Annotated in this window: 18 protein-coding genes; 7 read left to right on the top strand and 11 right to left on the bottom strand. The window is 65.3% G+C overall.

What is annotated here, in order from left to right; genetic code table 11:
• The first annotated feature begins 31 nt into the window (after positions 1–31).
• Positions 32–1,177 (top strand): alpha-hydroxy acid oxidase, encoded by a 1,146-nt coding sequence (locus AC6LKD_RS11780; RefSeq protein WP_207464223.1) that lies wholly within the window; start codon positions 32–34, stop codon positions 1,175–1,177.
• Positions 1,178–1,229: 52 nt separating this feature from the next.
• On the opposite strand, the gene AC6LKD_RS11775 is transcribed toward AC6LKD_RS11780, so the two are convergent.
• The 4 genes from AC6LKD_RS11775 to AC6LKD_RS11760 all read right to left on the bottom strand — a co-directional run bounded on the left by AC6LKD_RS11775 (position 1,230) and on the right by AC6LKD_RS11760 (position 11,537).
• Positions 1,230–5,549: an autotransporter outer membrane beta-barrel domain-containing protein gene (locus AC6LKD_RS11775; protein WP_498116281.1), complete on the bottom strand. Its 4,320-nt coding sequence runs from the start codon at positions 5,547–5,549 to the stop codon at positions 1,230–1,232.
• A gap of 688 nt (positions 5,550–6,237) precedes the next feature.
• Positions 6,238–8,178 carry a M48 family metalloprotease gene (locus tag AC6LKD_RS11770; protein WP_498116280.1) on the bottom strand — a complete coding sequence of 647 codons (1,941 nt, stop codon included), beginning with the start codon at positions 8,176–8,178 and terminating at the stop codon, positions 6,238–6,240.
• 4 nt (positions 8,179–8,182) lie between these two features.
• On the bottom strand, positions 8,183–10,192 hold the full coding sequence (locus AC6LKD_RS11765) for a DUF4034 domain-containing protein (protein WP_498116279.1): 2,010 nt from the start codon (positions 10,190–10,192) through the stop codon (positions 8,183–8,185).
• Positions 10,193–10,436: 244 nt separating this feature from the next.
• A complete protein-coding gene (locus tag AC6LKD_RS11760) occupies positions 10,437–11,537 on the bottom strand; it encodes an NAD(P)-dependent alcohol dehydrogenase (RefSeq protein WP_013394435.1) in 1,101 nt (366 codons plus the stop codon).
• Positions 11,538–11,766: 229 nt separating this feature from the next.
• Here AC6LKD_RS11760 and AC6LKD_RS11755 point away from each other — a divergent pair, with 229 nt between their 5' ends.
• From AC6LKD_RS11755 to AC6LKD_RS11740, 4 genes are all read left to right on the top strand, one after another.
• Positions 11,767–12,153 (top strand): hypothetical protein, encoded by a 387-nt coding sequence (locus AC6LKD_RS11755; protein WP_498116278.1) that lies wholly within the window; start codon positions 11,767–11,769, stop codon positions 12,151–12,153.
• Between the two features lie 240 nt (positions 12,154–12,393).
• Positions 12,394–13,038: a hypothetical protein gene (locus AC6LKD_RS11750; RefSeq protein WP_498116277.1), complete on the top strand. Its 645-nt coding sequence runs from the start codon at positions 12,394–12,396 to the stop codon at positions 13,036–13,038.
• Positions 13,039–13,179: 141 nt separating this feature from the next.
• On the top strand, positions 13,180–13,488 hold the full coding sequence (locus AC6LKD_RS11745; RefSeq protein WP_492276448.1) for a hypothetical protein: 309 nt from the start codon (positions 13,180–13,182) through the stop codon (positions 13,486–13,488).
• Positions 13,489–13,534: 46 nt separating this feature from the next.
• Positions 13,535–14,107 carry an HD domain-containing protein gene (locus AC6LKD_RS11740; RefSeq protein WP_498116276.1) on the top strand — a complete coding sequence of 191 codons (573 nt, stop codon included), beginning with the start codon at positions 13,535–13,537 and terminating at the stop codon, positions 14,105–14,107.
• Positions 14,108–14,130: 23 nt separating this feature from the next.
• Here the strand turns inward: AC6LKD_RS11740 and AC6LKD_RS11735 are convergent, their stop codons facing one another.
• The 3 genes from AC6LKD_RS11735 to AC6LKD_RS11725 form a co-directional block, all read right to left on the bottom strand.
• The gene (locus AC6LKD_RS11735) at positions 14,131–15,027 is read right to left on the bottom strand and encodes a DMT family transporter (protein ID WP_498116275.1); all 897 of its coding nucleotides are present in this window, start codon (positions 15,025–15,027) and stop codon (positions 14,131–14,133) included.
• A gap of 60 nt (positions 15,028–15,087) precedes the next feature.
• On the bottom strand, positions 15,088–16,011 hold the full coding sequence (locus tag AC6LKD_RS11730; protein ID WP_498116274.1) for a bifunctional helix-turn-helix transcriptional regulator/GNAT family N-acetyltransferase: 924 nt from the start codon (positions 16,009–16,011) through the stop codon (positions 15,088–15,090).
• Between the two features lie 134 nt (positions 16,012–16,145).
• On the bottom strand, positions 16,146–17,096 hold the full coding sequence (locus tag AC6LKD_RS11725) for a GlxA family transcriptional regulator (RefSeq protein WP_498116273.1): 951 nt from the start codon (positions 17,094–17,096) through the stop codon (positions 16,146–16,148).
• Positions 17,097–17,248: 152 nt separating this feature from the next.
• On the opposite strand from AC6LKD_RS11725, the gene AC6LKD_RS11720 reads away from it, so the two are divergent.
• A complete protein-coding gene (locus tag AC6LKD_RS11720) occupies positions 17,249–17,866 on the top strand; it encodes a cysteine hydrolase family protein (RefSeq protein WP_498116272.1) in 618 nt (205 codons plus the stop codon).
• Between the two features lie 41 nt (positions 17,867–17,907).
• Here AC6LKD_RS11720 and AC6LKD_RS11715 read toward each other — a convergent pair whose 3' ends face one another.
• From AC6LKD_RS11715 to AC6LKD_RS11700, 4 genes are read right to left on the bottom strand one after another with little or no spacing between them, the layout of a single operon-like run.
• Complete coding sequence (locus AC6LKD_RS11715; RefSeq protein ID WP_498116271.1) at positions 17,908–18,801, bottom strand: NAD(P)-dependent oxidoreductase; 894 nt, start codon at positions 18,799–18,801, stop codon at positions 17,908–17,910.
• Positions 18,798–20,540, bottom strand: a complete 1,743-nt coding sequence (ilvD, locus tag AC6LKD_RS11710; RefSeq protein ID WP_498116270.1) for a dihydroxy-acid dehydratase — start codon at positions 20,538–20,540, stop codon at positions 18,798–18,800. Before ilvD ends, AC6LKD_RS11715 begins: the two co-directional genes overlap by 4 nt.
• Before the next feature lie 34 nt (positions 20,541–20,574).
• Positions 20,575–21,354 carry an SDR family NAD(P)-dependent oxidoreductase gene (locus AC6LKD_RS11705; protein ID WP_498116269.1) on the bottom strand — a complete coding sequence of 260 codons (780 nt, stop codon included), beginning with the start codon at positions 21,352–21,354 and terminating at the stop codon, positions 20,575–20,577.
• Positions 21,351–22,679, bottom strand: a complete 1,329-nt coding sequence (locus AC6LKD_RS11700; protein ID WP_498116268.1) for an MFS transporter — start codon at positions 22,677–22,679, stop codon at positions 21,351–21,353. Before AC6LKD_RS11700 ends, AC6LKD_RS11705 begins: the two co-directional genes overlap by 4 nt.
• A 286-nt stretch (positions 22,680–22,965) precedes the next feature.
• Here AC6LKD_RS11700 and AC6LKD_RS11695 point away from each other — a divergent pair, with 286 nt between their 5' ends.
• Positions 22,966–23,937 carry a LysR family transcriptional regulator gene (locus AC6LKD_RS11695; RefSeq protein ID WP_498116267.1) on the top strand — a complete coding sequence of 324 codons (972 nt, stop codon included), beginning with the start codon at positions 22,966–22,968 and terminating at the stop codon, positions 23,935–23,937.

Below are 23,937 nucleotides of genomic sequence, written 5' to 3'. Positions count from 1 at the left end.
CCGTACGTGTAGTGTCGATAAGGGTCTACCCATGCGTCTGAACCAGTGCCAGAACTTCCACGACTTTCGCCGCATGGCCCGCCAGCGGCTGCCGGGCCCCATCTTCAATTACATCGACGGCGCCGCCGACGATGAAACCACCTACCGCCGCAACACCGCCGCCTTCGAATCCTGCGACCTGCTGCCTGACGTGCTGCGCGGCGTGTCCGACGTGGACATGTCGGTGACCGTCATGGGCCAGAAACTGGCGCTGCCGGTCTATTGTTCGCCCACCGCTTTGCAGCGCCTGTTCCATCACGATGGCGAACGCGCCGTCGCGGCGGCTGCGGGCAAGTTCGGCACCATGTTCGGCGTGTCCTCGCTGGGCACCGTCAGCCTGGAAGAGGCCCGCAAGATCAGCGGCGGCCCCCAGGTCTACCAGTTCTACTTCCACAAGGACCGCGGCCTGAACCGCGAGATGATGGCCCGCGCCAAGGAGGCCGGCGTGCAGGTCATGATGCTGACCGTGGACAGCATCACCGGCGGCAACCGCGAACGCGACAAGCGCACCGGCTTCGCCATTCCGTTCAGGCTGAACCTTGCCGGCATCGCGCAGTTCGCGGCCAAGCCGGCCTGGGCGCTCAACTACCTTACCCATGAACGCTTCCGGCTACCGCAGCTGGACACCCACGTCGACATGGGCGGGGGCGCCATGTCCATCAGCCGCTATTTCACCGACATGCTGGACCCAGCCATGACCTGGGACGACGTCGCCGCCATGGTGCAGGAATGGGGTGGACAGTTTTGCCTGAAGGGCGTGATGTCGGTGGAAGACGCCAGGCGCGCGGCCGACATCGGCTGCACCGGCATCGTGCTGTCCAACCACGGGGGGCGTCAACTGGACGGCTCGCGCAGCGCCTTCGACCAGCTCGCCGAAATCGTCGACGCGGTCGGCGACCGCATCGATGTGATGATGGATGGCGGCGTGCAGCGCGGCACCCACGTGCTCAAGGCGCTGGCGCTGGGCGCCAAGGCGGTGGGGCTGGGCCGCTACTACCTGTTCCCGCTGGCCGCTGCGGGTCGGCCGGGGGTGGAGCGGGCGCTGGAACTGATGCGGGTCGAGATCGAGCGCGCCATGAAGCTGATGGGCTGCAGGACCGTCGCGGAATTGCAGCGGCGGCATTTGCGGTTCCGCTGATCGATAGCGCTTGGCGGATCGGGCAGGGCGGCCCGATCCGCGGGCTTGCGCCTCAGAAGGCGATCTTCACGCCGAGCTTGCCGTTGAAGTTCTGCCCGTCGCCCCGCAAGCTGATCTCCGAGCCCACGCTGCCGTACACCGAGACGTTGCGCTTGACGCCCACGTCCGCGCCCAGATTCAGTTGCACCGACGTACCCTTCATGTCAGCCCGGAACGGCACATAGCCGTTCTGGGAAGAGAACTCCGTGGTCGGGTTGGTCAGGAACTCGTTGACCAGGCTGGCACGCAGCCAGGTGGTCGCGACGCGCTTGCCGTCCGGTCCCGGATCCAGCTCCACGGTGCGCGCCAGGCGCACGCCCAGGCGGCCCCTCAGGCTGTCGACGTCGTTGAAGCGGATCTTGGCGGCGCCGTCGTTGGCGTCATTGAGATTGACGTTCTGGAATACCAGTTGCGCCTGGGGTTCGATGACCCACTCGTCGTTCAGGCGGAACGGATAGCCGCCTTCCAGCGAGGTCGCGAAACCGAAGCCGCGGGTGTCCAGGTTGTAGCCGGCCGGGGAACGGCCGTTGTCGACGTCGTAGCGCGTGCCTTGGATCACGGCATCGACATACCAGCCTTCCTTGCCGATATGCGTCCAGTAGCCGCCCAGTGTCACGCCATTCATGGCCGCCTGGCCAGCGGAGCGGCCGTCGAGGTGGTCGACGTCGGCCGTGGCGCGTCCGAAGGCGACGTAGGCGCCTGCGTGATCCATGCTGCCGTTGGCGTTGGCGCGGCGGTAGAGATCCACGCCGGATTGCAGGCCATAGATCTTGTAGTCGTAGTCCGGGCCTCTGGAGCCCAGGATGCCCGAGTTGCTGCCGTTGCGTTCGCCGGTCACGCCGATGACGCGGCCCCAGGCCAGGGAATTGCCGCCGGCCGGGGTGGAGGGCAGGGCGTAGCGCGCCTCGCCGATGCGCTCGTGCAGCGAGTCCAGAAAGGTCGCGCCGTAGCGCAAGGCCAGCTCCGGCGTCGCCACGGCCGTGGAGACTTCGGGCCGGTAGTTGGGCGGCGCGGGCGGAACGGGCGTGGGCGGATTGGGCGGAATCGGAGGCTCGGGCGGATTCGGCGGAACCGGCGGCTCGGGCTGCTTGCAGGCGGGATTGCTGGGCGCGGCGGCGCAGTCCACCGTCGAACGCAGGTACCAGTTCTGCAGCCCGCTGCCGTCCACGCTGGAGCGTTGCAGCGCATAGGCGTAGGGGCCCGCGGCGACATAGCCGCCGGCATTGCCCAGCGTGAACGCGCTGGCGGCGGTCGTGCCGCCATTGACGGCATCGACCAGCAGGATGCCGTTGCCGGTGGTCACTGCGCCCGCGCCGCCGGCATTGGCGACAATCAGCGACGACGAGCCGGAAGCGGTCCCGCCATTGATCACCAGCCGGTCCGACGGCGAACCGTCGCCGCCCAGCAAGGTGTTCATGGCGATCCTGCCGCCCTGGCCGACGTAGTTCGGCGTCGTCAGCGTGGTGCCGGGCGCGGTGCCGCTGCCCATGTTGATGAGTCCGGCGTTGATCACGCCGGCCGTGGCCTGGCTGTAGCCGTTGAGATCAAGCGTGCCAGCCGCCGTCACGTTCACGGCCGAGTTCGGACTGAGCGTGGAGACCGCGCCGGCGCGCAGCACGCCGTTATTGATGTTGGTCGGGCCGCCATAGGTGTTCTGGGCGGTCAGGATCGTGGCGCCGCTGCCGTTCTGATTGACCGTGCCGCTGCCGGAGATCAGGCCCGCGAACGTCACGTTGTCAGAGCGGTTGAAACTCAGTGCGCCGTTGTTGGCTACATTGCCCAGGATGCCGCCGGAGGTGCCGCCATTGCCTAGCTGCAGCGTGCCTGCCGAAATCGTGGTGCCGCCCGTGTAGGTGTTGTCTGCTGTCAGTATCGTGATGCCCGAGCCGATCTGGTTGACCACGCCGCTGCCAGAAATCAGGCCAGGGAAGGTCTGGACATCGGACCGGTTGAAATTCAACGCGCCATGGTTCGTCACGTCGCCCAGGATGGCGCCCGTAGTACCGCCATTGCCCAGCTGCAGCGTGCCCGCAGAAATCGTGGTGCCGCCGGTGTAGGTGTTGTTGGCCGTTAGGATCGTGGTGCCGGCGCCGATCTGGCTGACCGTGCCGCTACCAGAGATCAGGCCCGGGAATGTCTGGACGTCGGAACGATTGAACGCAAGCGCCCCGTTGTTCGCCACATCGCCCACAATGGCGCCGGAGGTGCCGCCGTCGCCCAATTGCAGGGTGCCTGCGGCGATTGTCGTCCCGCCCGTGTAGCTGCTGTTGCCCGTCAGCACGGTGGTGCCCGAGCCTATCTGGTTGACCGCGCCGGTGCCGGATATCTGGCCGGCAAGCGTCATGGTGTCGGAGCGATTGAAGGCCAGCAGGCCGTCGTTCGCCACATTGCCCAGGATGGACCCCGAAGTACCGCCATTGCCCAGTTGCAGGGCGCCTGCCGAAATCGTGGTGCCGCCGGTATAGGTGTTGTCTGCGGTCAGGATGGTGGTCCCGGCGCCGATCTGGTTGACCGCGCCGCTGCCGGATATCTGGCCTGTGAAGGTCAGGACATCGGAGCGGTTGAAGGTCAGCGCGCCGTTGTCGACCACGTTGCCCAGGATGGACCCCGAAGTGCCGCCGTTACCCAGCTGCAGCGTACCCGCCGAAATCGTGGTGCCGCCGGTATAGGTGTTGTCTGCGGTCAGGATCGTGGTGCCGGCGCCGATCTGGTTGACCACGCCGCTGCCGGATATCTGGCCGGCGAAGGTCACGACATCGGATCGATTGAAGGTCAGCGCGCCGTTGTCGACCACGTTGCCCGCGATGGCGCCTGTGGCGCCGCCATTGCCCAGTTGCAGCGTGCCCGCCGAAATCGTGGTGCCGCCCGTGTACGTGTTGTTGCCCGTCAGCACTGTGGTGCCGGCGCCGATCTGGCTGACCGAGCCGCTGCCGGAAATCTGGCCGCCGAGCGCAAGGGTATTGGACCGGTTGAATACCAGCGCCCCGTTGTTGGCCACGTTGCCGACGATGGCGCCGGTGGCGCCGCCATTACCCAATTGCAAAGTGCCCGCCGAGATGGCGGTGCCGCCGGTATAGGTATTGTTGGCCGTCAGTATCGTGGCGCCCGTGCCGTTCTGATTGACCACGCCGCTGCCCGAGACCAGGCCCGCGAAGGTGACGCTATCGCTGCGGTTGAAGGTCAAGGCCCCGTTATTGCTCACATTGCCGACGATGGCCCCGCTGGTGCCGCCATTGCCCAACTGCAGCGTGCCGCCGGCTATCGTGGTGCCGCCCGTGTAGTTGTTGTTGGCGGTCAGGATCGTGGTGCCGCTGTAGGTGCTGAGCTTGCCCGCGCCCGTGATGCCGGGGACAAACAGATAGCCACTGGTATTGGTGTGGTTGAACACCAGCCCGCCGGTGGCGCCCAGCGTCAGATTGGGGCTGGGACCCGTCAACGTCAGCGTCCCGGGGGCCGCCGCGGCGGACAATGCGGCCGCGCCGATATTGATGACTCCCTGCGAGCCGGCCGCCACGCCTGCGCGCGCGCTGGTTGCGCTGACGGTGGCGTTGTTCGAAATGGTCAACGCGCCGGAGCCGGAATTGCCCACGGTGAGGACGCCGGAGTTGGTCCAAGAGGAGCCGGTGCCGTCGACTGTGACCGCGCCCGTCGAATTCGCGCCGGCGCCGATGGTGCCATTCGTGCTGGCAACCGCGCCGCCATTGGTGACGTTGACCCGGCCGTTGCCGGAAAAGCCCACAGTAAGTTCGGCGCTGCTGTTCCACTGCGTTCCGGCGCCGCTGATCGTCACCAGACCCACGCTGCCCGAGTCATAGCCTACGTAGGCCAGCCCATTGCTCACGACCGCGCTGTCGCTGATCTGCAACGTGCCGTTGCCGGTCTGGCCGACGCGCATGAAACCGGTGCTGTTCAGCTGCGATCCCAAGCCGCTGACCGTCACGGTACCTGTGCCGCCGGCCGCCACGCCCACATAGGTGTTGGTGGTGCTTCTTACAACGCCGCCATTTGAAACGCCCAGCGTGCCCGTGCCCGAGAATCCCACGGACAGGCCCGAACTGTTGGTCCATTGCGCCCCGGCGCCGCTCACGGTTACATGGCCGGTGCTGCCGACCTGCCGGCCAACAAAGCCGGAGCCGTTGGACACCACGCCAGTCGCGCCAATCTGCAGTGTGCCGGTACTGGTGTTGCCTACCGTCAGGGAACTGGCGCCCAGATTCCAGGGCGAGCTCTGCGACCCCGGAACGGTGACCACCGAACCGCCATCGATGGTCTGGGAATAGGCGGGGAAAGCGCCCAACGCGATCAGGAATGCGCTGGAAAGCTTGAATGACAAGCGGACGTCAATTGGTGACAAGGGCTGCATCTTCTCTACTCACTTAATCAAAAGAAATTCAGTGAAGTGATCGTCTGCGCGTAATGCCTGCCAATTGAAGTTGCCGGCGGGTCTAACCCCGGGGCAAGGGCAGGCATTTAGCATAAGCCTGTTTATTGCTGTGGTTACAACAATAAAAAGGGGCGGATGCTGGAGGCGCAGCGATGTCTAGGCTCGCGCTTTTTCAAACGGGAGCCTTGGGTGTGCGTGGAGGAGCCGGGCGATCAGGGAACCGTAGCGGTTCCGATCAGAGGCTGAATATGGACGGTGTCCAGGCCAAGGCGTGCGCGCAAGGCGGAGCGATGGCAGGTCTGGCCGGGGAAGAGGGGGGACGTACAGGCAACGCGCATGACAGATGGAACCGACAAAAAATGCCTAGCCTCAGTAGTTCTGTTCCATGGCAGAGCTGCTTGGACCTCCGGATTCAGCACATGGTCTGGAAATGCACGAACGAGGGTTTTGCAAAGGAGGTCAGGTTCAGATTAGTGCTGGTAAATCCGGGCGCGATTGATGTAAATCAAGGGCTATGCGCGGCGGGTGTTTAATCGGCTGTCCATGCGCAGAGCATTGTCGTGTTGCCGCAACCGGTAGCAATAGTGTTGCGGACGCGACGCTGACAAGCAGCGTCGCGTCCGGTATCGAGTCACGCTCAGGCTCCGGCTCTGCGCAGGAGGCAGGCCTGCGTGCACTGGTTCAGCAAGGGATCGCCGGCTTCCATCAGTATTGGTTCGACAGGCTGACGCACGCGCGGCAGCAGTCGTGCCAACAGCATTTCGCAATCGCGCCGCAGATAGCTTTGCTCGCCCGTCAGCTTGCCGATGGCGCGCGCCAATGCAGAGTCCCGCGCCAATACCAGCAGCGCCAGACGGTTGCTGGCGGTGTCGCGCAGCAGCCAGACGCCGGTGGCAGTGCGCAGCAGCGGGTCCAGCGTGTCGGCCAGTTTGCGCAGATCGGACTCGTTCAATCCGTGTGCCTGAAAGCGCGGCGCGGTGTCGCCGGCCTGGGTCTGGCGTTCCAGCAGGTCCGCTTCCAAGCGCCAGGCTCGCGCCTGTTCCAGGTCGCCGCGCCGCAGCGCCGCCGCCGTCAGTTGGCGCAGGCAGGGCAGGCGCTGCGGGCCGGGTTCGTTGGCGGCCCGCGTCCACAACACTTCCGCCGCTGCTTCCAGGCGCGAGGCCTCGGTAGGGGCCATGCGGGCCCTGCGCAGCTGCAGCGCAGCCAGTTGGCAAAGCGTAGGCACGTGGCCGGGGTGTGCGCGCAGGTTCTGTTCCAGCAGGACGGCGGCGCTGTCCGCATCGCCGGTGAGCATGTCGGCGTACCAGGCCATGCTGGCCCGTTCGTCGGCCGACAGCGCGCGCAAGCGTTGCTTGCGCATCAGGTCATGATGGCCGGCGATGGCTTCGTCGCGTTCGTTCCGCAGCCCGCGGGCAGTCTGCTCGATGGCGTCGCGTTGCGATGCGTCCAGGGCCTGGGCCAGCGGCAGGCGTTGGCCGCCGAGCCATTCTTCAGCTGCGGTGGGCGAGGCGCGGCGCCAGGGCAGTGGGTTGGTGCTTGTAGGCGCCGCTTGCGGGGCTGAGGTTTGTGCTGCGTTTTGGCGCGAAGGTCCGGTAGCTCGCGGTTCCGGCGATGCCGTGCTGTGCAGCGGGTCCAGGGCACGCAGCGCGGCCAGACGGTCAGATAGGGAAGGGTGAGTGTCGTCGCCCGTGGTCGGACGGCACAGCGCCTGATCGAGCCAGGCCTGCGCCTCGGCTTCGTCTCGCGGCAAGGCCAGTTCGGTATGTCCGGCCAGCCGCGCATGGGGGGAGGGCGGCTGAGCGTCGGCGGCTTGCGCGTAGGCGGCCGGCCAATACTCGCGCAGCGCCCTGGCTTGCAGGGACACCGCCACCAGCGCATTCGCAGCCGCAGCCGCGCCGCAGGCTTGCGCCGATTGCGCATCGGCCTCGTACTCGCATTCCCGGGCAAAACCCAGGCTGGCCGTCAGAAAGCGCGGCACATGCCAATTCATGAAGAGGCGCAGCGGCCCCGTCGACAGTCCCTTGCGCCGCTCCAGTTGCCGCGCCGCCTCCTGCCATTGCAGCCGTGCGAAATACACCCGGCTGGCGTAGCGCCCATGGCTGCCGGCGATGTGCGCGCATTCGTGCGCCAGGATGGCGCGGCAAGCATCGGCCGACAGCATCTCCAGCAGCGGCTGCCCCAGCCACAGCACGTTGCGCGTGCGGCCCAGCAGCTGCCGGTGCTGCCGGATGCTGGCGTTGAACTCGCTGTTCAGATAGACCGCGTCCAGCGCCGGCGCGCCCAGGCGCGCGCGCACCTGCTCGATCTCGCGGAACAGCGCGGGGGCGTCTTCGGCCCGCAGGCGGATGCCATCCTCCGCGGCTGGCGGCCGCGCCGCGAATGGCAGCCGCAGCATTGCCCAGCCCGCGAAAGGCAGCGGCAGGGCGAGAGCTCCTGCTGCAACGCCCAGCACACCCGGCAGCGCCGCATACAGCCAAGCGGGCGCGGTGCATAGCGCCACGCCCGCACTTAGCAGTGCAGCATCGCCCAGCAGCAGCCGGGCCGACAGCTTCAATCCAGACAGCCCGCGGCGCGCCATGTGCTTACTGTGCGGCCGGCTTGGGCGGCAGGTCTTCGGCCGAAACGCCGCCGCGGCCCAGATAGGCGCCGAACACCGTGCCTATGGTCTTGACCAGGCTATGCGAGTTCATCACCTGCGCCTGGATTTCTTCAATGTCCTCGTCGTCCGGCTGTAGGCGGCAGGCGTGCTGGGCCCATTCGATCGCGGCAAAGCGGTTCTTCTTGGCGCCGCGGCCATGCGTATAGGCCAGCGCGATCTCGGCGCTGGCGCGGCCGGCGCGCCAGTCGTCGTCTTCCTCCACCAACGGACGCAGATAGGCGCGCACGCCTTCCTGCTGTTCCTGTCCGGTGCCATGGTCGCGCAGCAGCACGCCGATGCGCAGGCGCGCCAGCGCTTCCGCGCGCGGCTCCTCGCGGGCGCCTTGCAGCAGCCCAAGCACCTTGTCCAGGTTCTCGCGGCGCGAGAAGTCCATCCCGCCGTCGAAGATATTGCGATGGGCCATGTTGTACATGGCCAGCGGTGAGCCGTCGTCCACGGCGCGCTGCAGCCACTGGTCGCGCACGGCGTCGTCCAGGTAGCTGTCGGGCGTGTTGTCGCGGAAGCCGCGGTGGATGTCATACATGCTGCTGGCCGCGTCCGGCACGCGCCGGTCCGCCAATTGGCGTGTCAGGAAATAGCCTTGCTCATGGTCGCCGCCGTCCCACAACATCGCGGCCGCCGCCAGCACGTTGAAATCGTCGTCCATCTGGTCTGCCGCCAGCTCCGCCGCGCGGTCCAGCAACTGCTGCGCCCGCACCGGATCCTGCGCAAAGCCCCAGCGGCCGAACTGATGCGCCACCGCAGTCAGCGCCTGCGCGGTGGCCACCTGGTCCCAGCCGCACATGCGTTCCAGCACGCGCTTGAACGCGCCATCCTCGTCCGGCTGATGATGGATGATGCTCACGTGCGCGAAGCTGCGGAACGGCCCGTCCACCTGGGCGAAATACTCGTTCGGTCCAAACGCCGCCACGCTTTGGCCATGCAGTGCGCGGGCGCGCGCCTGGTCCTGTAGCGAATAGCTGGCGAATTGCGCGTAATAGCCCAGCGCCATGCCGCGCTCCGTTGGCCGCAGCTCGCGCGCCAGGAACGACTCGAAAATGCGGCGGTACTCTTCCACGGCCTCGACGTCGTCCGGCTCCGGATAACTGTCCAGCGAGTCATGAATGCCGATCCAGCGGATCGCATTGCGCTGCGGTTCGGTCAGCGCCGCGCACAGCGGGCCGCCCGCCATGCCGTCGATATCCTCATAGCTGCCGCCCCAACGCGGCTGCAGGTATTGCGCATAAGCCGTCAGCGCGCCCAGATGCCCGGGCCGCAGCTCCAGGGCGCGTAGCAGCCAATAGTCCTTGGCCTGTTCCATTTCATGCTCGGCGCGCGGCGCCAGCCAAGCCGGCAAGGCTTGCGGCGCCTGCGCGAGACGCGGCACGCCCACTGACGCCAGATGCGCCAGCGCTGCATCCATCAGGCCTTCTTCCTCGATATCGTCATGCGTCAAGGTCTCGGGCGGATTGCCCGCGTACAGCGCGCGCAGCCAGTACGGTTCCTTGAAATGCGCGGCCAGCTGCATCATGGTCACGCAGGCCGCAATCGGTCGCGCGGAAAGCGCCATCGCTTGCAGCAAGGCAGCGGCTGAACGCTCGCAAGCTAGCGCTGCGCCCAGCCAGCGGTCCTGGGTCACGCTGTCCGCCCAGCCATAACCGCGTATGTCGGCCGCGCGGCCGTAGCAGAAATTACCCATCACCAGCTGCGCGTGATACGAGTCCGGGCAGGCGGCGATCCAGGCTTGCAGAAAATCCGAGGCGTCCTGGTACGGCACCGTCGAATAGTCGAACAGGGTGCCGGAATTGGCCGCCTCGAAATAGGGCGCGCCAGGGTCTTCCGTATTTGCCCAGTCTTGCTGTTCCAGGTCGGCGTAATAGGCGTCGAGCTGCGCGTAGGCGCGGGATTGAACCAGGGCGCGGACGTCGCGGCGGATGGCGGTTAGGGATTGCAAGGAGGCACCTGAGGGGGGAGGAACGGGAATCTGCCCGCGGGCGGGGCGGGGCAAATGATGCCTTACTTGGAAGTCAGGCCAAGGAATAAAAGCGATAAAAAATAAATAAATATGTCTAAATGTGTTTTTTGCGATGTCTCCGCCGCACTATTGCCCTTGGCCGGCCGGAGCATGGCCAGATTCGATGATCTTGGCCATGCCGTATTCCCCCGTGCGATCAGCGTCGCCGCACGGGGAGCGGCGGTCAATGAGGCTTGATAGCGACTTTCAGCACGCCATCGCGCTGGTTGGCGAACAGTTCGTATGCCGCGACGATGTCATCCAGCTTGTACTGGTGCGTGACGAGCAGACCCAGATCCACACGGCCCGATTCGATCACATTCATCAGGCGGCGCATGCGTTCCTTGCCGCCCGGGCACAGCGCGGTGTTGATCTGGTGATCGCCCAGGCCCGCGGCAAACGCATCCATGGGAATGCGCAGGTCGGAGGAATACACCCCCAGGCTGGACAGCGTGCCGCCCGGTTTGAGGATGCGCAGGGCTGATTCGAACGTGCCCTGAGTGCCCAGCGCCTCGATCGACGAATCCACGCCGCGCCCGCCCGTGAGCTTCAATATCTCGGCCACGACGTCGCAGTTCTTGAAGTTCAGCGTCACGTCCGCGCCCATCTTGCGGGCGATGTCCAGGCGGTGGTCGTTGCCGTCGATGGCAATGATGGTGGTGGCGCCGCGCAACTTGGCGCCCGCCGTGGCGCATAAGCCGATAGGTCCTTGCGCGAACACGGCCACCGTGTCGCCGATCTTGATGTTGGCGTTCTCCGCGCCCTTGAATCCCGTGGACATGATGTCCGGGCACATCAGAACCTGTTCATCGGTCAGCCCGTCCGGAATGGGCGCGAGATTGGCCTGCGCGTCGGGCACCAGCACGTACTCGGCCTGCGTGCCGTCGATCAGATTGCCGAAGCGCCAGCCCGCCGTGGCCTTGTAGCCGTGGCAGCCGCAGCGCCCGCTGGGGATTAGATAAGCGCCGTCCTGGCTGGGGAATCCATCCTGGCTGGGATACGAGGTGAAGCTCGGGCAGATGGCGCCGGCGATGACGCGCTGGCCCTCCTGGTACCCGATCACGGCGCTACCCAGTTTCTCGATCACGCCCACTGGTTCGTGGCCAACGGTGAGCCCCTGGGCGACGGGGTACTCGCCTTTCAAGATGTGCACGTCCGTGCCGCAGATGGTGGTGGTGGTGATGCGGATCAGCGCGTCATTGGGGCCGACGTCCGGGATGGGCTTGTCGGTCAGCTCGATCCGGCCAGGCGCGACGAAGATTGCAGCTTTCATGAGAGCGGGCATCAGAGTCTCCTTGGGGCGGTAGGTGATTCCTCAGGCTAAACCGGAGCGGTCCGCAGGCCAACTGTAGTGCCGCAATCAATTGATGTGGGTCAAGACAAGTCGGCAGGCGGAAAGCGCGGCGGTAGCGCGCTCTTCGCAAATGCTGGCAATCCTCAATGACACAAGCGCCGCAAGGTATCATGCCCAGGTTTTCACGGATCGACCTCCTACATGGTCAGAAGGCTTTTCAATGAAAAAAAGCATTCCGCTGGTATTGCTGTCGTCCATGCTGCTGACGGCTTGTGGTCCCGACAAAATCATCGCCGATCTGCCTTCGCCTGACGGGAAGTATCACGTTGAGGTCCGCAAATGCCCGCAGCGCGGGTCGCTGACCTGGGACGAGCAGACCCAGGTTTCCGTAGTTGAAGCGGGCGTGTCGGAAAAGTGCAATGCGTTCATCGTGGCCCTGACGCAGTTCCGATCGTATACGCCTGACGAGCAACTGCAACTTGAATGGCTTTCCGATACGGAACTCCGGGCCTGGCATCCTGCGTTCGAGCCGAAGAATGGCCCCTGGGCCCGGACGTTCAAACAGAACTCGCCCGTTCAGGTGACATTCGCGCCCAAGCAGCAATAGGCCGCCGGTTATCCACGCGTTGCCAGGGCGATGTCGTAAACGTGATAATTTGTTGCGCCGTCGGCGCAGTTGTTACCGCTTGAATCGGCGGCTTCGAGGGCATGCGGAAAATCCGCGGCTTATGGCCGGGGATAGCTGATTTTTTTGCCATCCGCGCAATGGCATCTATGGTTGAATACGCTCCGTTTGCGCGCGGCTGCGCCAGCCGCGCGACCCATTCTCCACGGAGCCTTACCCAGTATGCGTTTCAGAGTTTTGACCTTGGGGTTGCTGATGGCGGGCGCCAGTGTCGCGCAGGCCGCCACGGTGCAGGAAGTCTTCAACGGAAAAATGCTGGGCAAGAGCCAGGCGCATTTCGAAACGATAGCCGGCGCGCCGCAGGAATCCTATGGCGACGATCGCGTGTTCGACGTACAGGGTTGCCTGATCACCGCGACGATCAAGTCGGGCAAGGTATCGGCGCTGAGCATGGAGCCTTCCGAAACCTGCCAGCCCGACCTCGCCAGTTTCATTGGCGAGTATGCGCCCAAGCCTGGGCAGAAAATCATCCCCGCCGCCTTCGACTCGGGCCTGACGTACACGGCCGATTGCCTGACGGACTGCGGCAATGCCGCCGACCCGTGGGTCTACGCAAGCTGGACCGCGCCCCGTGCGGCGGGCGGCATGGAAGTCATGCTGGGTTTCGTGCAGGCCGGAGGCGACGCGCTGGACGCGGCCGATAAATGGGCCACGCAGATGGAAAAGGCGGAAGGCAAGGATTACCTGCTTAACAACAAATTCAATTGCGACGCCCGCTACAACAATGTGGCGGCGGCCGCTTTCAAGAACGTGACCGCGACCAGCGTCAAGATCGGGTTTGATCTGCCGAAGGAATCTTGCCGCTAGGTCGCGCTGCGAACTGCTGTCTTTGTAATCCACGGCCATGCCAGGCCGATCCCAGGGGAAAACAATAAAATGAAGAAGCTAGTCTTGACGGTTCTTGCGACTCAACTGCTTGCCGGGTGCGCGGGTTCCCCGATAAGCAACATGATCAATAATGAACGCCAGGAAACCCGGGCTGACATGATGCAATCGTGGGTCGGCGAGAGCGAAGAAAAGCTGGTTTCCAAATGGGGGCCGCCCACCAACAGCTATACCTTGTCCAGCGGCGGCAAGATCATTTCGTACGAATACGTCCGTGGCATCATCAACAACACCATCTACCGATGCACGGAGAAATTCAGGATTGACGATGGCAATGTCACCAAGTGGGGCCTGAGCTCCGGCTGCGACACGAGGATCAATGGCGGGGACCTGATATCGAAGGATATCCCCATTCCGCAGCCGACCTTGTGATGACGGGCGCGGCTTATGGCCGCGCTGCAATGGGCTGAGACTGAGCGTGAATATCGAGAACATCAAAGGCCGGCTGGCCTTTCTGCAGGAAGCCGAAAAACTCAAAAGCGTGCTGCGTAGCGGATTCACATCCACCGGCCGCCCGGAAAGTACGGCCGAACACAGCTGGCGCCTGTGCCTGATGGCCATGGCCTTCGAAGACGAACTGGCTGGCCTGGACATGCTCAAGGTCTTGAAGCTGTGCGTGCTCCATGATCTGGGCGAGGCCATACATGGCGATGTTCCGGCCATCGAGAAACACCAGCATCCGGACAAGAGCGAGCAGGAGAAAACCGACCTGCTGCATCTGACCCGCTCCCTGGACGAGACACAGCGAGCCGGCATCATGGCGCTTTGGCAAGAATATGAGGATGCCGCCACGCCGGAGGCCAAGGCCGTCAAGGCCCTGGATAAGCTGGAAACCATCCTCCAGCACACACAAGGCCAGAATCCGCCGGATTTTGATTATGGGTTCAACCTGACCTATGGCCAGAAGCACACCGACGCGGACCCCTTGTTTGCATTGGTGCGCAGTGTCCTGGATCAGAAAACGCGCGAGCGCATGGATCCGGAAACCTGAGAAGTCAGCGACCCGGCGGCTAACTATGTTGCGGTCGCGCGTGCAGCCGCACGCCGTTCATGCGTGCCAAACCAGACGCCGGAAAGCACCAGGACAAATGCCCCCGTCAGGCGCCAGGTCAGCGGATACGAGGCGCTCAGCAACTCGATCAATACCGCCGTGATCGGCGCCAGCGCCTGGAACGACATTACCCGGCTCGCTTCCAATCGAGTCAGCGCCCACAGCAGGCAGAAATAGCCCACCGCGCTGGAAAGCCCGATGAAGACCACATTCGCCCATTGAAAGCCCGACAGGCTGGGCAATAGCGGTGCGCCTCGCGTCAGGCAGACGCCTGCCAGGAACAAAACAGAGACAAACATCGCCACCACGCTGATATACATCGACGGATAACGCTGCAGGTAGGGACGATATAAAAGACTGCAAGCCGCGCCGATGAACGTCGCGCCCAGCAAGGCGGCCCAAGCCCAGCCATTGGAAGCGCCGCCAACCGCAGCAGCAGTGGGCTGCAGCAACAGGGCAATCCCCGAGACCGCCACGACCGCGCCTATCAAGCGGGCCCAACTGAATCGTTCGCGTCCCGTGGCGATCGCGAGGCACAGGGTCACCAGCGGCAGCGTGGAGAACACCAGGGCGCAAGTGGCGGCCGGCAGCCGGGCCAGTGCATAGTTCAACAGCAGTATGAGCATCGCGAATTGCAGAATGCCCAGGCCCGCGACGGCACAGAAATCCTTGGCCGTAAACCGCACCGACCATCGCCGCAGCATGGGCGCGGCAAGCACGACCGCTCCTATGGCATAACGCAGGAAGGCCAGCGTCTCCGGCGAGACGTCGTTCGACACCGCGCGAGTGGACACCATCGCGGCCCCCACCAATGCGCCTGTGACGGCGGCAGCAGCAACAGCTTGGGCGCGTTCACTCATCTGAGCCGCGCCTGTCCGCAAATACGGATTTCATCTGACGGCAGGGATGCATGGCGTTGCCTACAGATCTCGCGCCCAATACTGCCCCACCAGATCCTTGCCGAAGCTGTGGTGCTGTTCTTCCTCGATCAGCTCGAAACCCGCCTTCTCATAGATCCGGCGCGCATCGGTCAGCACGCTATTGGTCCACAACACCATGCGCTTATAGCCCGCCTGCCGCGCAAACCGCAGGCACTCGTCCACCAGCCTGTGGCCCATGCCCAGCCCGCGCGCGGAGCCGTCCACGTACAGCAGGCGCAGCTTCGCCGTGGTTTCGTCCTGCCGCACCACGAAGACCGAGCCCACCATCTTCCCGTCCTTCTCCGCGATCCAGCAGCGCTCGCTATCGCGGTCGAACTCCCGGATGAACTTCGCCACGATCTCGGCCACCAATGCCTCGTACTCCGAGTTCCAGCCGAACTCCTGGGCATAGACCATGGCCTGGTTCGCCACCACCAGCCCCATGTCGCCCGGCCGCGGATCGCGCAGCACATAGGGCAGGGGGGCTTTATCGCCGAGCAGGTTCTGGATTTCGTTCATGGCATGGACCAGCTGCCCTTGCGCCGGCTCCGATAGCTGCTTGAGCATGGCGATGATCTCGTTGCGGGAAGCCTCGTTGAGCGGCGCAAACGACGCCCGGCCCGCGTCCGTAAGTTCCAGCAGACCCACGCGGGCGTCTGCCGCCGAGCGCGTCTTGGCAATCAAACCCTTCTTCTCGAACCCCGAGATCACCCGGCTGACATATCCCGCGTCCAGGTTCAGTTCCCGGCACAGGTCCGAGGTGCTGAGTGCGGGGCGGTGGGCCAGCTCGTAGAGAATGCGGACTTCGGTCAGCGAGAACTCGCTGGCCAGCAGGTGTTCGTGCAGGACACCGATCTGGCGCGTGTAGAAACGGTTGAAATAGCGGACCGCTTCGGCGCGGTCGTAGAGCGATTGCTTGGTCATGGGGGAGGTCCAATTTCTTGCTTAAGGCAAATTATTATTTGCTTTAGGCAACTATTGGAAGATCTTTTTCTGTTCGACGGCGGTCATTCCGATAGGCCGGCGCTATCCGGTGCGTGGCAGAGGGGCTGCCGCCATCACCGCTGCCGGAACTGCTTCCGATACCCCGCAGGCGACACCGAAAACGCCGCCGTGAAATGCTGTCGCAGTGACACCGTCGACCCGAACCCCGTCGCCTCGGCCACCCGGTCAACCGACAATCCGCCCGTCTCCAGCAGTCGCTGCGCCGCGGCCAGCCTGTGGTTCAGCACCCATTGTGTCACCGTCGTGCCCGTCTTCAGCTTGAAACGGCGCGTGAAATTGCGGCGGCTGAGCCCGGCCTCGCTGGCCAGGCGGTCCAGCCCCAGCGGCTCCTGCAAATGCTCGATGGCCCATTCCATCGCGACGCTTATCGGGTCGCCGCCGTCCTCCCGCGTGAGCGGCCGTTCGATGTACTGCGCTTGCCCGCCATCGCGATGCGGCGCTATCACCATGCGGCGGGCCACCCGGTTCGCCAGCTCCGCGCCATGGTCGCAGCGCAGCAGGTGCAGGCAGCAATCGATGGCAGCGGCAGTGCCGGCCGAGGTCAGGATATCGCCGTCGTCCACGTACAAAGCCTTGCGGTCGAGCCGGATCTGCGGATACTTGCGGGCGAAGTCGTCGCTCCATACCCAGTGCGTCGAAGCCGGTCGGCCGTCCAGCAGACCGGCCTCGGCCAACACAAAGGCGCCCAGGCACAGGCCGATGACCCGCGCGCCGCGCGCATGCGCGTCGCGCAAGGCTTGCAGCATGGTCTCGGGCGGGCGCTCGTCCGGATCGCGCCAGGCTGGCACGATCACCGTGTCGGCCTCGGCCAGAGCCGAATAGTCGTGCGGCACGTGGATATCGAAACCCGACATGGTCGCGACCGGCCCGATTGCTTCGCCGCAGACCAGCAGGCGATAGCGCGGCGCGCCCAGCCGGGCCAGGTCGTCGCCGAACACCATGCAGGGCACGGACAGGTGGAAGGAACTGATGCCCGCGAAGGCGACGACGGCGATGGTGTGCATGGCGCTTGAGGCAAAAAATGCGGATTTGGCCCGATCCTATCATTTATTGGTATTCGGGCCACTTTCCGGTGCTGGGCCGATGGCGGATCCTTGATGCTGTTCGCCCTCATGCGTGAACTGCACACTAAACGCCTACAGATCAAGGACCTACGATGAACCACCCGACCATCCGCGCCATCGCCGGCGCCACCGCCCCGCAGTCTATCGACCCGACCAGCACCGCCTTGCTGGTGATCGACTTCCAGAATGAATACTTCAGCGGCAGGCTGCCCATTCCCGAAGGCCCCGCGGCCCTGCGCAACGCCGCCAAGCTCGTCGCCCACGCCGATCGGCACGGCATCCCGGTCTTCCACATCCAGCACGCCACCCCGGCCGGCAGTCCCGTCTTCGCTGACGGTAGCGCCGGCATTGAATTCCATCCCGATCTGAGCCCCGCGCCGGGCCATACGGTGCTGCGCAAGTCCACCGTCAGCGTGTTTCCCAGCACCGACATCGACCAGCGCCTCAAGGCAGCAGGCGTACGCACGCTGCTGATCACCGGCCTGATGACCCACGCCTGCGTTGCCGGCGCGGCGCGGGACGCGGTGCCGCTGGGCTATCAGGTGATTGTGGCGGCTGATGCCTGCGCCACGCGCGACCTGGATACTGGCGCGGGGCAACAGTCCGCGCTGCCGCATGCAATGCTCCATCGCGCCGCGCTGGCGAGCATCGATGACACCTTCGGGGACATCATGACGACGAAGCAGGTGTTGGAGTTGCCGTTGGGTTGACGGCGGAGGGGGGCGCCTGGCGCTCCCCATTGCGCAGTCCGTTACGCGCCGGCCTGACTTTCCGCCTCGCCGATCCGGAAGACTTGAGACAGATCCCAATCTCCCATGCCGCGCCGCAAGGCATCCTGCAGCAACCGACGAACTTCCGGCAGCACGCGTTGGACTGTGGCGCTCGCTTCGGCCAGTTCGGCAATCGCGTCTAGATCCTTGAGCAACACGCGCACCGTACCAGTAGCATGCTCGGGCGGGGCCACCATGCGCTGCCATAAGGTTTGCAGCAGCACGGAATCGGCCCAGCCGCCTTGCAGGGCCGACGGCAGGGCGGCGGTATCGATGCCGCTGCGCTTGGCCAGCACGAAGGCTTCGGCCAAACCGGCGAGCGTGGTCGCGACGATGGCTTGATTGGCCAGCTTGGTGGTCTGGCCCGCGCCGACGTCGCCCATGCGCGTGACGCGTGAGGCGTACGCGCGCAGCAAGGGCGTCACGGCTTCGATCGTGTCCGCCGGTCCGCCCGCCATGATGGCCAGCTTGCCGTTAGCCGCACCGTCCGTGCCGCCCGAGACCGGCGCATCGATCCACACGCCGCCGGTTTCCGCTGTCCAGCGCTGGGCCAGGGCGCGCGTAAGCGCGGGTGACAAGGTCGAATGGTCGATGAGGCAAGGGGGCGGCGTGGCGGCGTGCGCCAGCCCGTGTTCGCCAAACACCACATCCTCCACGGCTTTGCCGTCCCCCAGGCAAAGCAGGGCGATTTCCACGCTTGCGCCCAGCGCTTGAGGCGTGGCCCTTGCCATAGCCTCGGCATCGAGCAGGGAGCCGAGCTTCGCGCTGGAGCGGTTCCAGACAGCGACCTCATACCCGGCGGCCAACAGCCGCCGGGTCATGGGTTCACCCATGCGGCCGATGCCGCAAAAGCCGACGCGCGGCGTCTTCGTCATTGTTGGCCTCCTTGAGCTGGCGTTTCCCCAAGAGAAGCTTCATAAGGCCACGTCACCGCCCCGGAATGGGTCACCGCGCCCAGCTTTGCCGGGCGCACCAGCGCTTCATACTTCTCAAGCACGCCGCCCAGCCTGCCGCGCACGAAAGGCTGGCTGGCCTTCGCCCGCTCCGCAAGTTCCTCGTCCGACAGTTCGACGTCCAGACTCCCCTTGATCGCATCGATATGTATACGGTCGCCGTCGCGCAGCAAACGTATCGGTCCGCCTGCCGCCGCTTCGGGGCCGACATAGCCGATGCACATGCCGCGCGTCGCGCCCGAGAACCGGCCATCGGTCAGCAGCGCGACCTTTTCACCCATGCCTTGCCCATAGATCGCCGCAGTGACGCTCAGCATTTCGCGCATGCCCGGGCCGCCCTTGGGGCCTTCGTTGCGTATTACGAGGACATCGCCTTCCCGATAGGCGCCGGCCGCGACCACCGCCATGCAGTCTTCTTCCGTTTCGAATACTCGCGCCGAGCCCGAGAACACCAACTGCTTGAGGCCGGCGGTCTTCAGCGCGGCGCCGTCCGGGGCCAGATTGCCGCGCAGGACCACCAGCCCTGCGTTGGGCGAGAGCGGTTCGTCATGCGGCTTGACCACGCGGCCGTCCGGGCCGGGGAAGGCGCGCAGCGCCGTTTCCAGCGTTTCCCCGCTTTGCGTGAGCGTGTCGCCGTGTATATGCCCGCCCGCGAGCAGGGCGTTCAGCACCGCCGGCACGCCGCCGACATGATGCAGGTCCACGGCAAGATAGCGCCCGCCCGGCTGCATGTCGCCAATCAGCGGTGTGCGCGCCAGCACTTCGGAGACGTCATCGAGCGTGAATGTGATGCCTGCCTCGTGGGCGATGGCCGGGATGTGCAGCATGGCATTGGTCGAACCGCCGGTGGCGGCGACGGCCGCGCAGGCGTTCTCCAGGCTCTTGCGGGTAACCAGGTCACGCGGCAGCGGCCCGCCGTTGCGCAGTGCGCGCATGACGTTTTCACCGGCGCGGCGGGCAATCGCGATGCGTTCGCTGTAGACGGCTGGCACCATCGCCGAGCCTAGCGGAGCCAGCCCCAGCACTTCAGCGACCATCGCCATGGTGTTGGCCGTGAATTGCCCCGGGCAGGATCCAGCGGTCGGCGTGCAACGCTTTTCTATGCCGCGCAGCGTTTCGGCCGACATATCGCCCCGCTGCGCCGCGCCCACGGCCTCGATGGCAGTCAGGATCGTGGCCTGCGATCCGTCCGGGGCCACGCCCGGCAACATCGCGCCGCCAAAAAGGAACACGCCGGGGACGTTCACGCGCACCATGCCCATCAGGATGCCGGGCAGGGTCTTGTCGCAACCGGCCACGCCGACCAGCGCGTCGTAGCAATGGGCGCGCACGAACAGCTCGACGCTGTCGGCAATCGTCTCGCGCGAGACCAGCGAGAACCGCATGCCAGAATGATTCATCGACGTTCCGTCGGAGACCGAGATCGCCGAGCCGCGTATCGGCACGCCGCCGCCCGCCGCGATTCCGAGACGCACGTTGTCCGAAATCTGGTTCAGCGACATGGAACAGGGCGTGTTCTCGCCGTACGTGTCGACGATGGCGACGAACGGCTTGTCGATGGCCTCGTCGTCCAGGCCCGTGGCGCGCAGGAAAGCGCGGTGCGGCGCGCGCGTCACGCCCTCGGTGACCGTGCGCGAGCGGTGTTTGTGCAGATCTTTCATGGATGATGTTCCTAGTATCAGTATCGGGGGAGGCTCAGGTGTTGAGCATCAAGCCGTTTTCGATGGCCAGCACCTGGCCGGTCATCGCCGGGGCGCGGGCGGCGATGAACCAGGCCAGTTCCGCGACTTCCGACGGCTGCGACACCCGCTTGAGCGGCGCGTTCTCGCGCATGCCGTCGACCACGCGGGCGTAGGCCTCGTCGCCGAGCACGCGCCGCAGCAGGCCGTCGTCGACCATGCCCGGGGCGATGGCATTCACGCGGACCTGCGGGGCGAGACTGCGCGCGAGCGACAGCGTCAGCGAATTGACCGCGCCCTTGGATGCCGCATAGGCGATGGACGATCCCGTGCCATTCAGGGACGCCAGCGAAGAAATATTGATGACGCAGCCCGACGCCGCGCCTGCCGGACGCTCGCGCAACAGGGGAGCCGCGGCGCGCGTCATCTGGAACATGCCGATGAGGTTCACGCGATAGACGCGTTCGAACTCGCTGGCGTCGACCGCTTCCAGGTCGCCGTGCGGAATCACGCGGGTCGTGCCCGCGCTGTTCACGACTGCGTCCAGCCGTCCCCACCGTGCCGCGATGGCATCGATCATGCGGCGGCAAGCCGCGTCGTCGCCCACGTCGGCATCCACGACGATGGCCTGGGCGCCGGCCTCGCCGCACTGCGCGGCCACCGCTTCGGCCGCCGCCCGGGTGCCGTCGTCGAAATTGTTGATGGCCACGGCCCAGCCTTCACGCGCAAAGCGCAGGGCCGTGGCGGCTCCGATGCCGCTGGCCGCGCCGGTCACCAGACAGACGGGTGCGCTCATGCCTGACCCCGCTTCGTGCGCAGCGACAGCGCGATGAAGGCGCCGCCGACCAGCGCGCAGGCCAGCAGGATCATGCCGGGAAGCAGCTGCCCCGTGGCGTCCTTGAGAAAGCCGATGACATACGGGCTCACGAAGCCAGCCAGGTTGCCGACCGAATTGATCAGCGCGATGGCAGCCGCGGCGCCCGCGCCGCTCAACATCGCCGTGGGGATGCCCCAGAAGACAGGCGCGATCGAGTTGATGCCGATGGCGGCGACGATGAGGGCGGCCATCGACCACCACAGGTGCTCGGCAAGCAGCACCGAAACCAGCATGCCGACGGCGCCAAGCACACAGCACACGGCAACGTGGATACGGCGTTCGTTAGTGCGGTCCGCATGGCGCGCAATCAGTATCATCGCCACCGCGCTGACCAGCGAAGGCACCGCCGACAGCAGGCCGATATTGCCCAGGTTGGCCACGCCCGCGGCCCTTATCATCGTCGGCAGCCAGAACACCAGGCCATAGTTGCCCATGGCGATGCAGAAATAGAGCAGGCCGAGCAGCCACACTTTGCGGTCGCCGAACACCTGCCGCACGCTATGGCGGGCCCGGGTGCTGTCGTCGGCGGCCAGATCCTGCGCCAGCAGGCGCTTCTCGTCCGCGTTCAGCCACTTCACCGTCTCGATCCGGTCCTGCAGCATGAAGAAGGCGGCAATCCCGACCAGCAGCGACCCGATACCTTCGACCAGGAACAGCCACTGCCAGCCGGCGAGGTCATGCATGCCACCGAACCGCTCCATGATCCAGCCGGACAGCGGGCCGCCGATGGCGCCCGACACCGGGATGGCCACCATGAACAGGGCGATGATCTGCGAGCGACGGCTCGACGGGAACCAGGTCGACAGATACAGCACGATGCCCGGGAAGAAGCCGGCTTCCGCCACCCCCAGCAGGAAACGCAGCAAATAGAACGACAGCGGTCCCTGCGCGAACATCGTCAGCGACGAAATGATCGACCACGTGACCATGATGCGCGCGATCCAGATGCGCGCGCCCACGCGATGCAGGATCAGATTGCTGGGCACCTCGAAGATGAAGTAGCCCAGAAAGAAAATGCCGGCCCCCAAGCCATAGACCGTTTCCGACATCGACAGGTCGGCCAGCATTTGCAGCTTGGCGAAGCTCACGTTCACGCGGTCGATGTACGCGACGATGAACGACAGGAACAGGAATGGCATGATGCGCCAGGCCAGCTTGCGGTACAGCGCGTCTAGCTGCGCAGGATTCCGCGTGGCCTGGGCGCCGGCATAGGCCGGCGCGCCGCCGGATAGGGACGTGCTCATGAGTGTTGTCTCCGTGGGTGTGTGCCATGGGGCACATCGAGTTATTCGGCAGTCTGCGAGTTCGGTTATGCGATGTGGCATCGACGTGGGATCAATCATTGTTCCCGGTTGATCGTCGATGCTTCACGAAAGGTCTGCGCTACAGTGCTGTCCGTTCGAAGGGTACGGGCTGCCCGGACCCGGCGGCAAATCACACTTTCCGCATTCGGCATTACCGTTTGGTTATGATTGGCAGCTTGCGCCATTGCCCGATGGCGACCGATACCGTCGTCTTTCCACTCCCGACATGTCCGCCAGCACGCCGTCCGACAACTCGATAGAACGTTTCTTCCGCAGCGGCCTGAAGCTTGGGCATCTGCGCATCCTGGTGGCGCTGGGCGAGCTGCGCCAGGTGACGCGGGTGGCCGCCGCGTTCCACGTCACGCAGCCTGCCATCTCCAAGCAGATCGCGGAGATCGAGGAGGCGCTGGCCACGCCGGTCGTGCGCCGCGTAGGCAACGCCATCGAATTGACGCGCATAGGCCGCGTGCTGGTCGAACGCGGGCGCGAGATCCTGCGCCAGATCGAACTGGCGCGGCGCGACGTCAAGGCGCTGGCCTCTGGCACGGCAGGCCACGTCAGATTCGGCGCCGTGGTGACGATTCCCCAACCTTTGATCGCGCATGCCGTCGAACTGTTCACGCGGCGCGCGCCGAACGCCTCGTTCTCGTTCGTCGAAGCCACGCTCGATCGCCTGCTCAAGATGATGGACGAAGGCAACCTCGACCTCGCCTTGGGCCGCAACCGCGTGGCCGGGTATCTGCCGGTGATGCGCCACGAGTCCTTGCATCACGAGCCCTTCGTATTCGTGGTGGGCACGCGCCACCCATTGGGTGGCCCCGACACTCCTGTGGCCTGGGACGACCTGCAGGACGTGCGCTGGATCACGCCCATGCAGGGCTCGCCCGCTTTTGCGACCATGGTCGAGATCCTGGCCGAACATGGCGTGACCCTGTTGCGTCCGACCATCGAGTCCAGTTCCTTGGCGCTGAACCTGTCCTTGCTGCGCGACGGGGGATACGTCTCGATCCTGCCGCTGTCGCTCGCGCGCCGCTACGTGCAGCGCGGCACCATGCGGATGCTGCCGCTGCCGCCGCTGGGCCCCTTGGGCGAGGCCATCCTGTACTGGCGCGAAGACACCACGACATCCACCACGCAGCTGTTCGCCGAGTGCCTGCGGGAGTCCTCGGCGGAATTGATCGATGCCGCTGGCGCCTAG

This window comes from Achromobacter sp. D7-1 (assembly GCF_059760445.1).
This window is presented reverse-complemented; position numbering and strand designations above follow the sequence as displayed.

What these genes read in the sequence shown, in the direction of transcription:
- ilvD (WP_498116270.1), bottom strand. Translation starts at nt 20,540, where the DNA reads ATGAAAGATCTGCACAAACACCGCTCGCGCACGGTCACCGAGGGCGTG.
- AC6LKD_RS11720 (WP_498116272.1), top strand. Translation starts at nt 17,249, where the DNA reads ATGAACCACCCGACCATCCGCGCCATCGCCGGCGCCACCGCCCCGCAG.
- AC6LKD_RS11780 (WP_207464223.1), top strand. Translation starts at nt 32, where the DNA reads ATGCGTCTGAACCAGTGCCAGAACTTCCACGACTTTCGCCGCATGGCC.
- AC6LKD_RS11745 (WP_492276448.1), top strand. Translation starts at nt 13,180, where the DNA reads ATGATCAATAATGAACGCCAGGAAACCCGGGCTGACATGATGCAATCG.
- AC6LKD_RS11735 (WP_498116275.1), bottom strand. Translation starts at nt 15,027, where the DNA reads ATGAGTGAACGCGCCCAAGCTGTTGCTGCTGCCGCCGTCACAGGCGCA.
- AC6LKD_RS11715 (WP_498116271.1), bottom strand. Translation starts at nt 18,801, where the DNA reads ATGACGAAGACGCCGCGCGTCGGCTTTTGCGGCATCGGCCGCATGGGT.
- AC6LKD_RS11750 (WP_498116277.1), top strand. Translation starts at nt 12,394, where the DNA reads ATGCGTTTCAGAGTTTTGACCTTGGGGTTGCTGATGGCGGGCGCCAGT.
- AC6LKD_RS11755 (WP_498116278.1), top strand. Translation starts at nt 11,767, where the DNA reads ATGAAAAAAAGCATTCCGCTGGTATTGCTGTCGTCCATGCTGCTGACG.
- AC6LKD_RS11760 (WP_013394435.1), bottom strand. Translation starts at nt 11,537, where the DNA reads ATGCCCGCTCTCATGAAAGCTGCAATCTTCGTCGCGCCTGGCCGGATC.
- AC6LKD_RS11705 (WP_498116269.1), bottom strand. Translation starts at nt 21,354, where the DNA reads ATGAGCGCACCCGTCTGTCTGGTGACCGGCGCGGCCAGCGGCATCGGA.
- AC6LKD_RS11770 (WP_498116280.1), bottom strand. Translation starts at nt 8,178, where the DNA reads ATGGCGCGCCGCGGGCTGTCTGGATTGAAGCTGTCGGCCCGGCTGCTG.
- AC6LKD_RS11700 (WP_498116268.1), bottom strand. Translation starts at nt 22,679, where the DNA reads ATGAGCACGTCCCTATCCGGCGGCGCGCCGGCCTATGCCGGCGCCCAG.
- AC6LKD_RS11725 (WP_498116273.1), bottom strand. Translation starts at nt 17,096, where the DNA reads ATGCACACCATCGCCGTCGTCGCCTTCGCGGGCATCAGTTCCTTCCAC.
- AC6LKD_RS11695 (WP_498116267.1), top strand. Translation starts at nt 22,966, where the DNA reads ATGTCCGCCAGCACGCCGTCCGACAACTCGATAGAACGTTTCTTCCGC.
- AC6LKD_RS11730 (WP_498116274.1), bottom strand. Translation starts at nt 16,011, where the DNA reads ATGACCAAGCAATCGCTCTACGACCGCGCCGAAGCGGTCCGCTATTTC.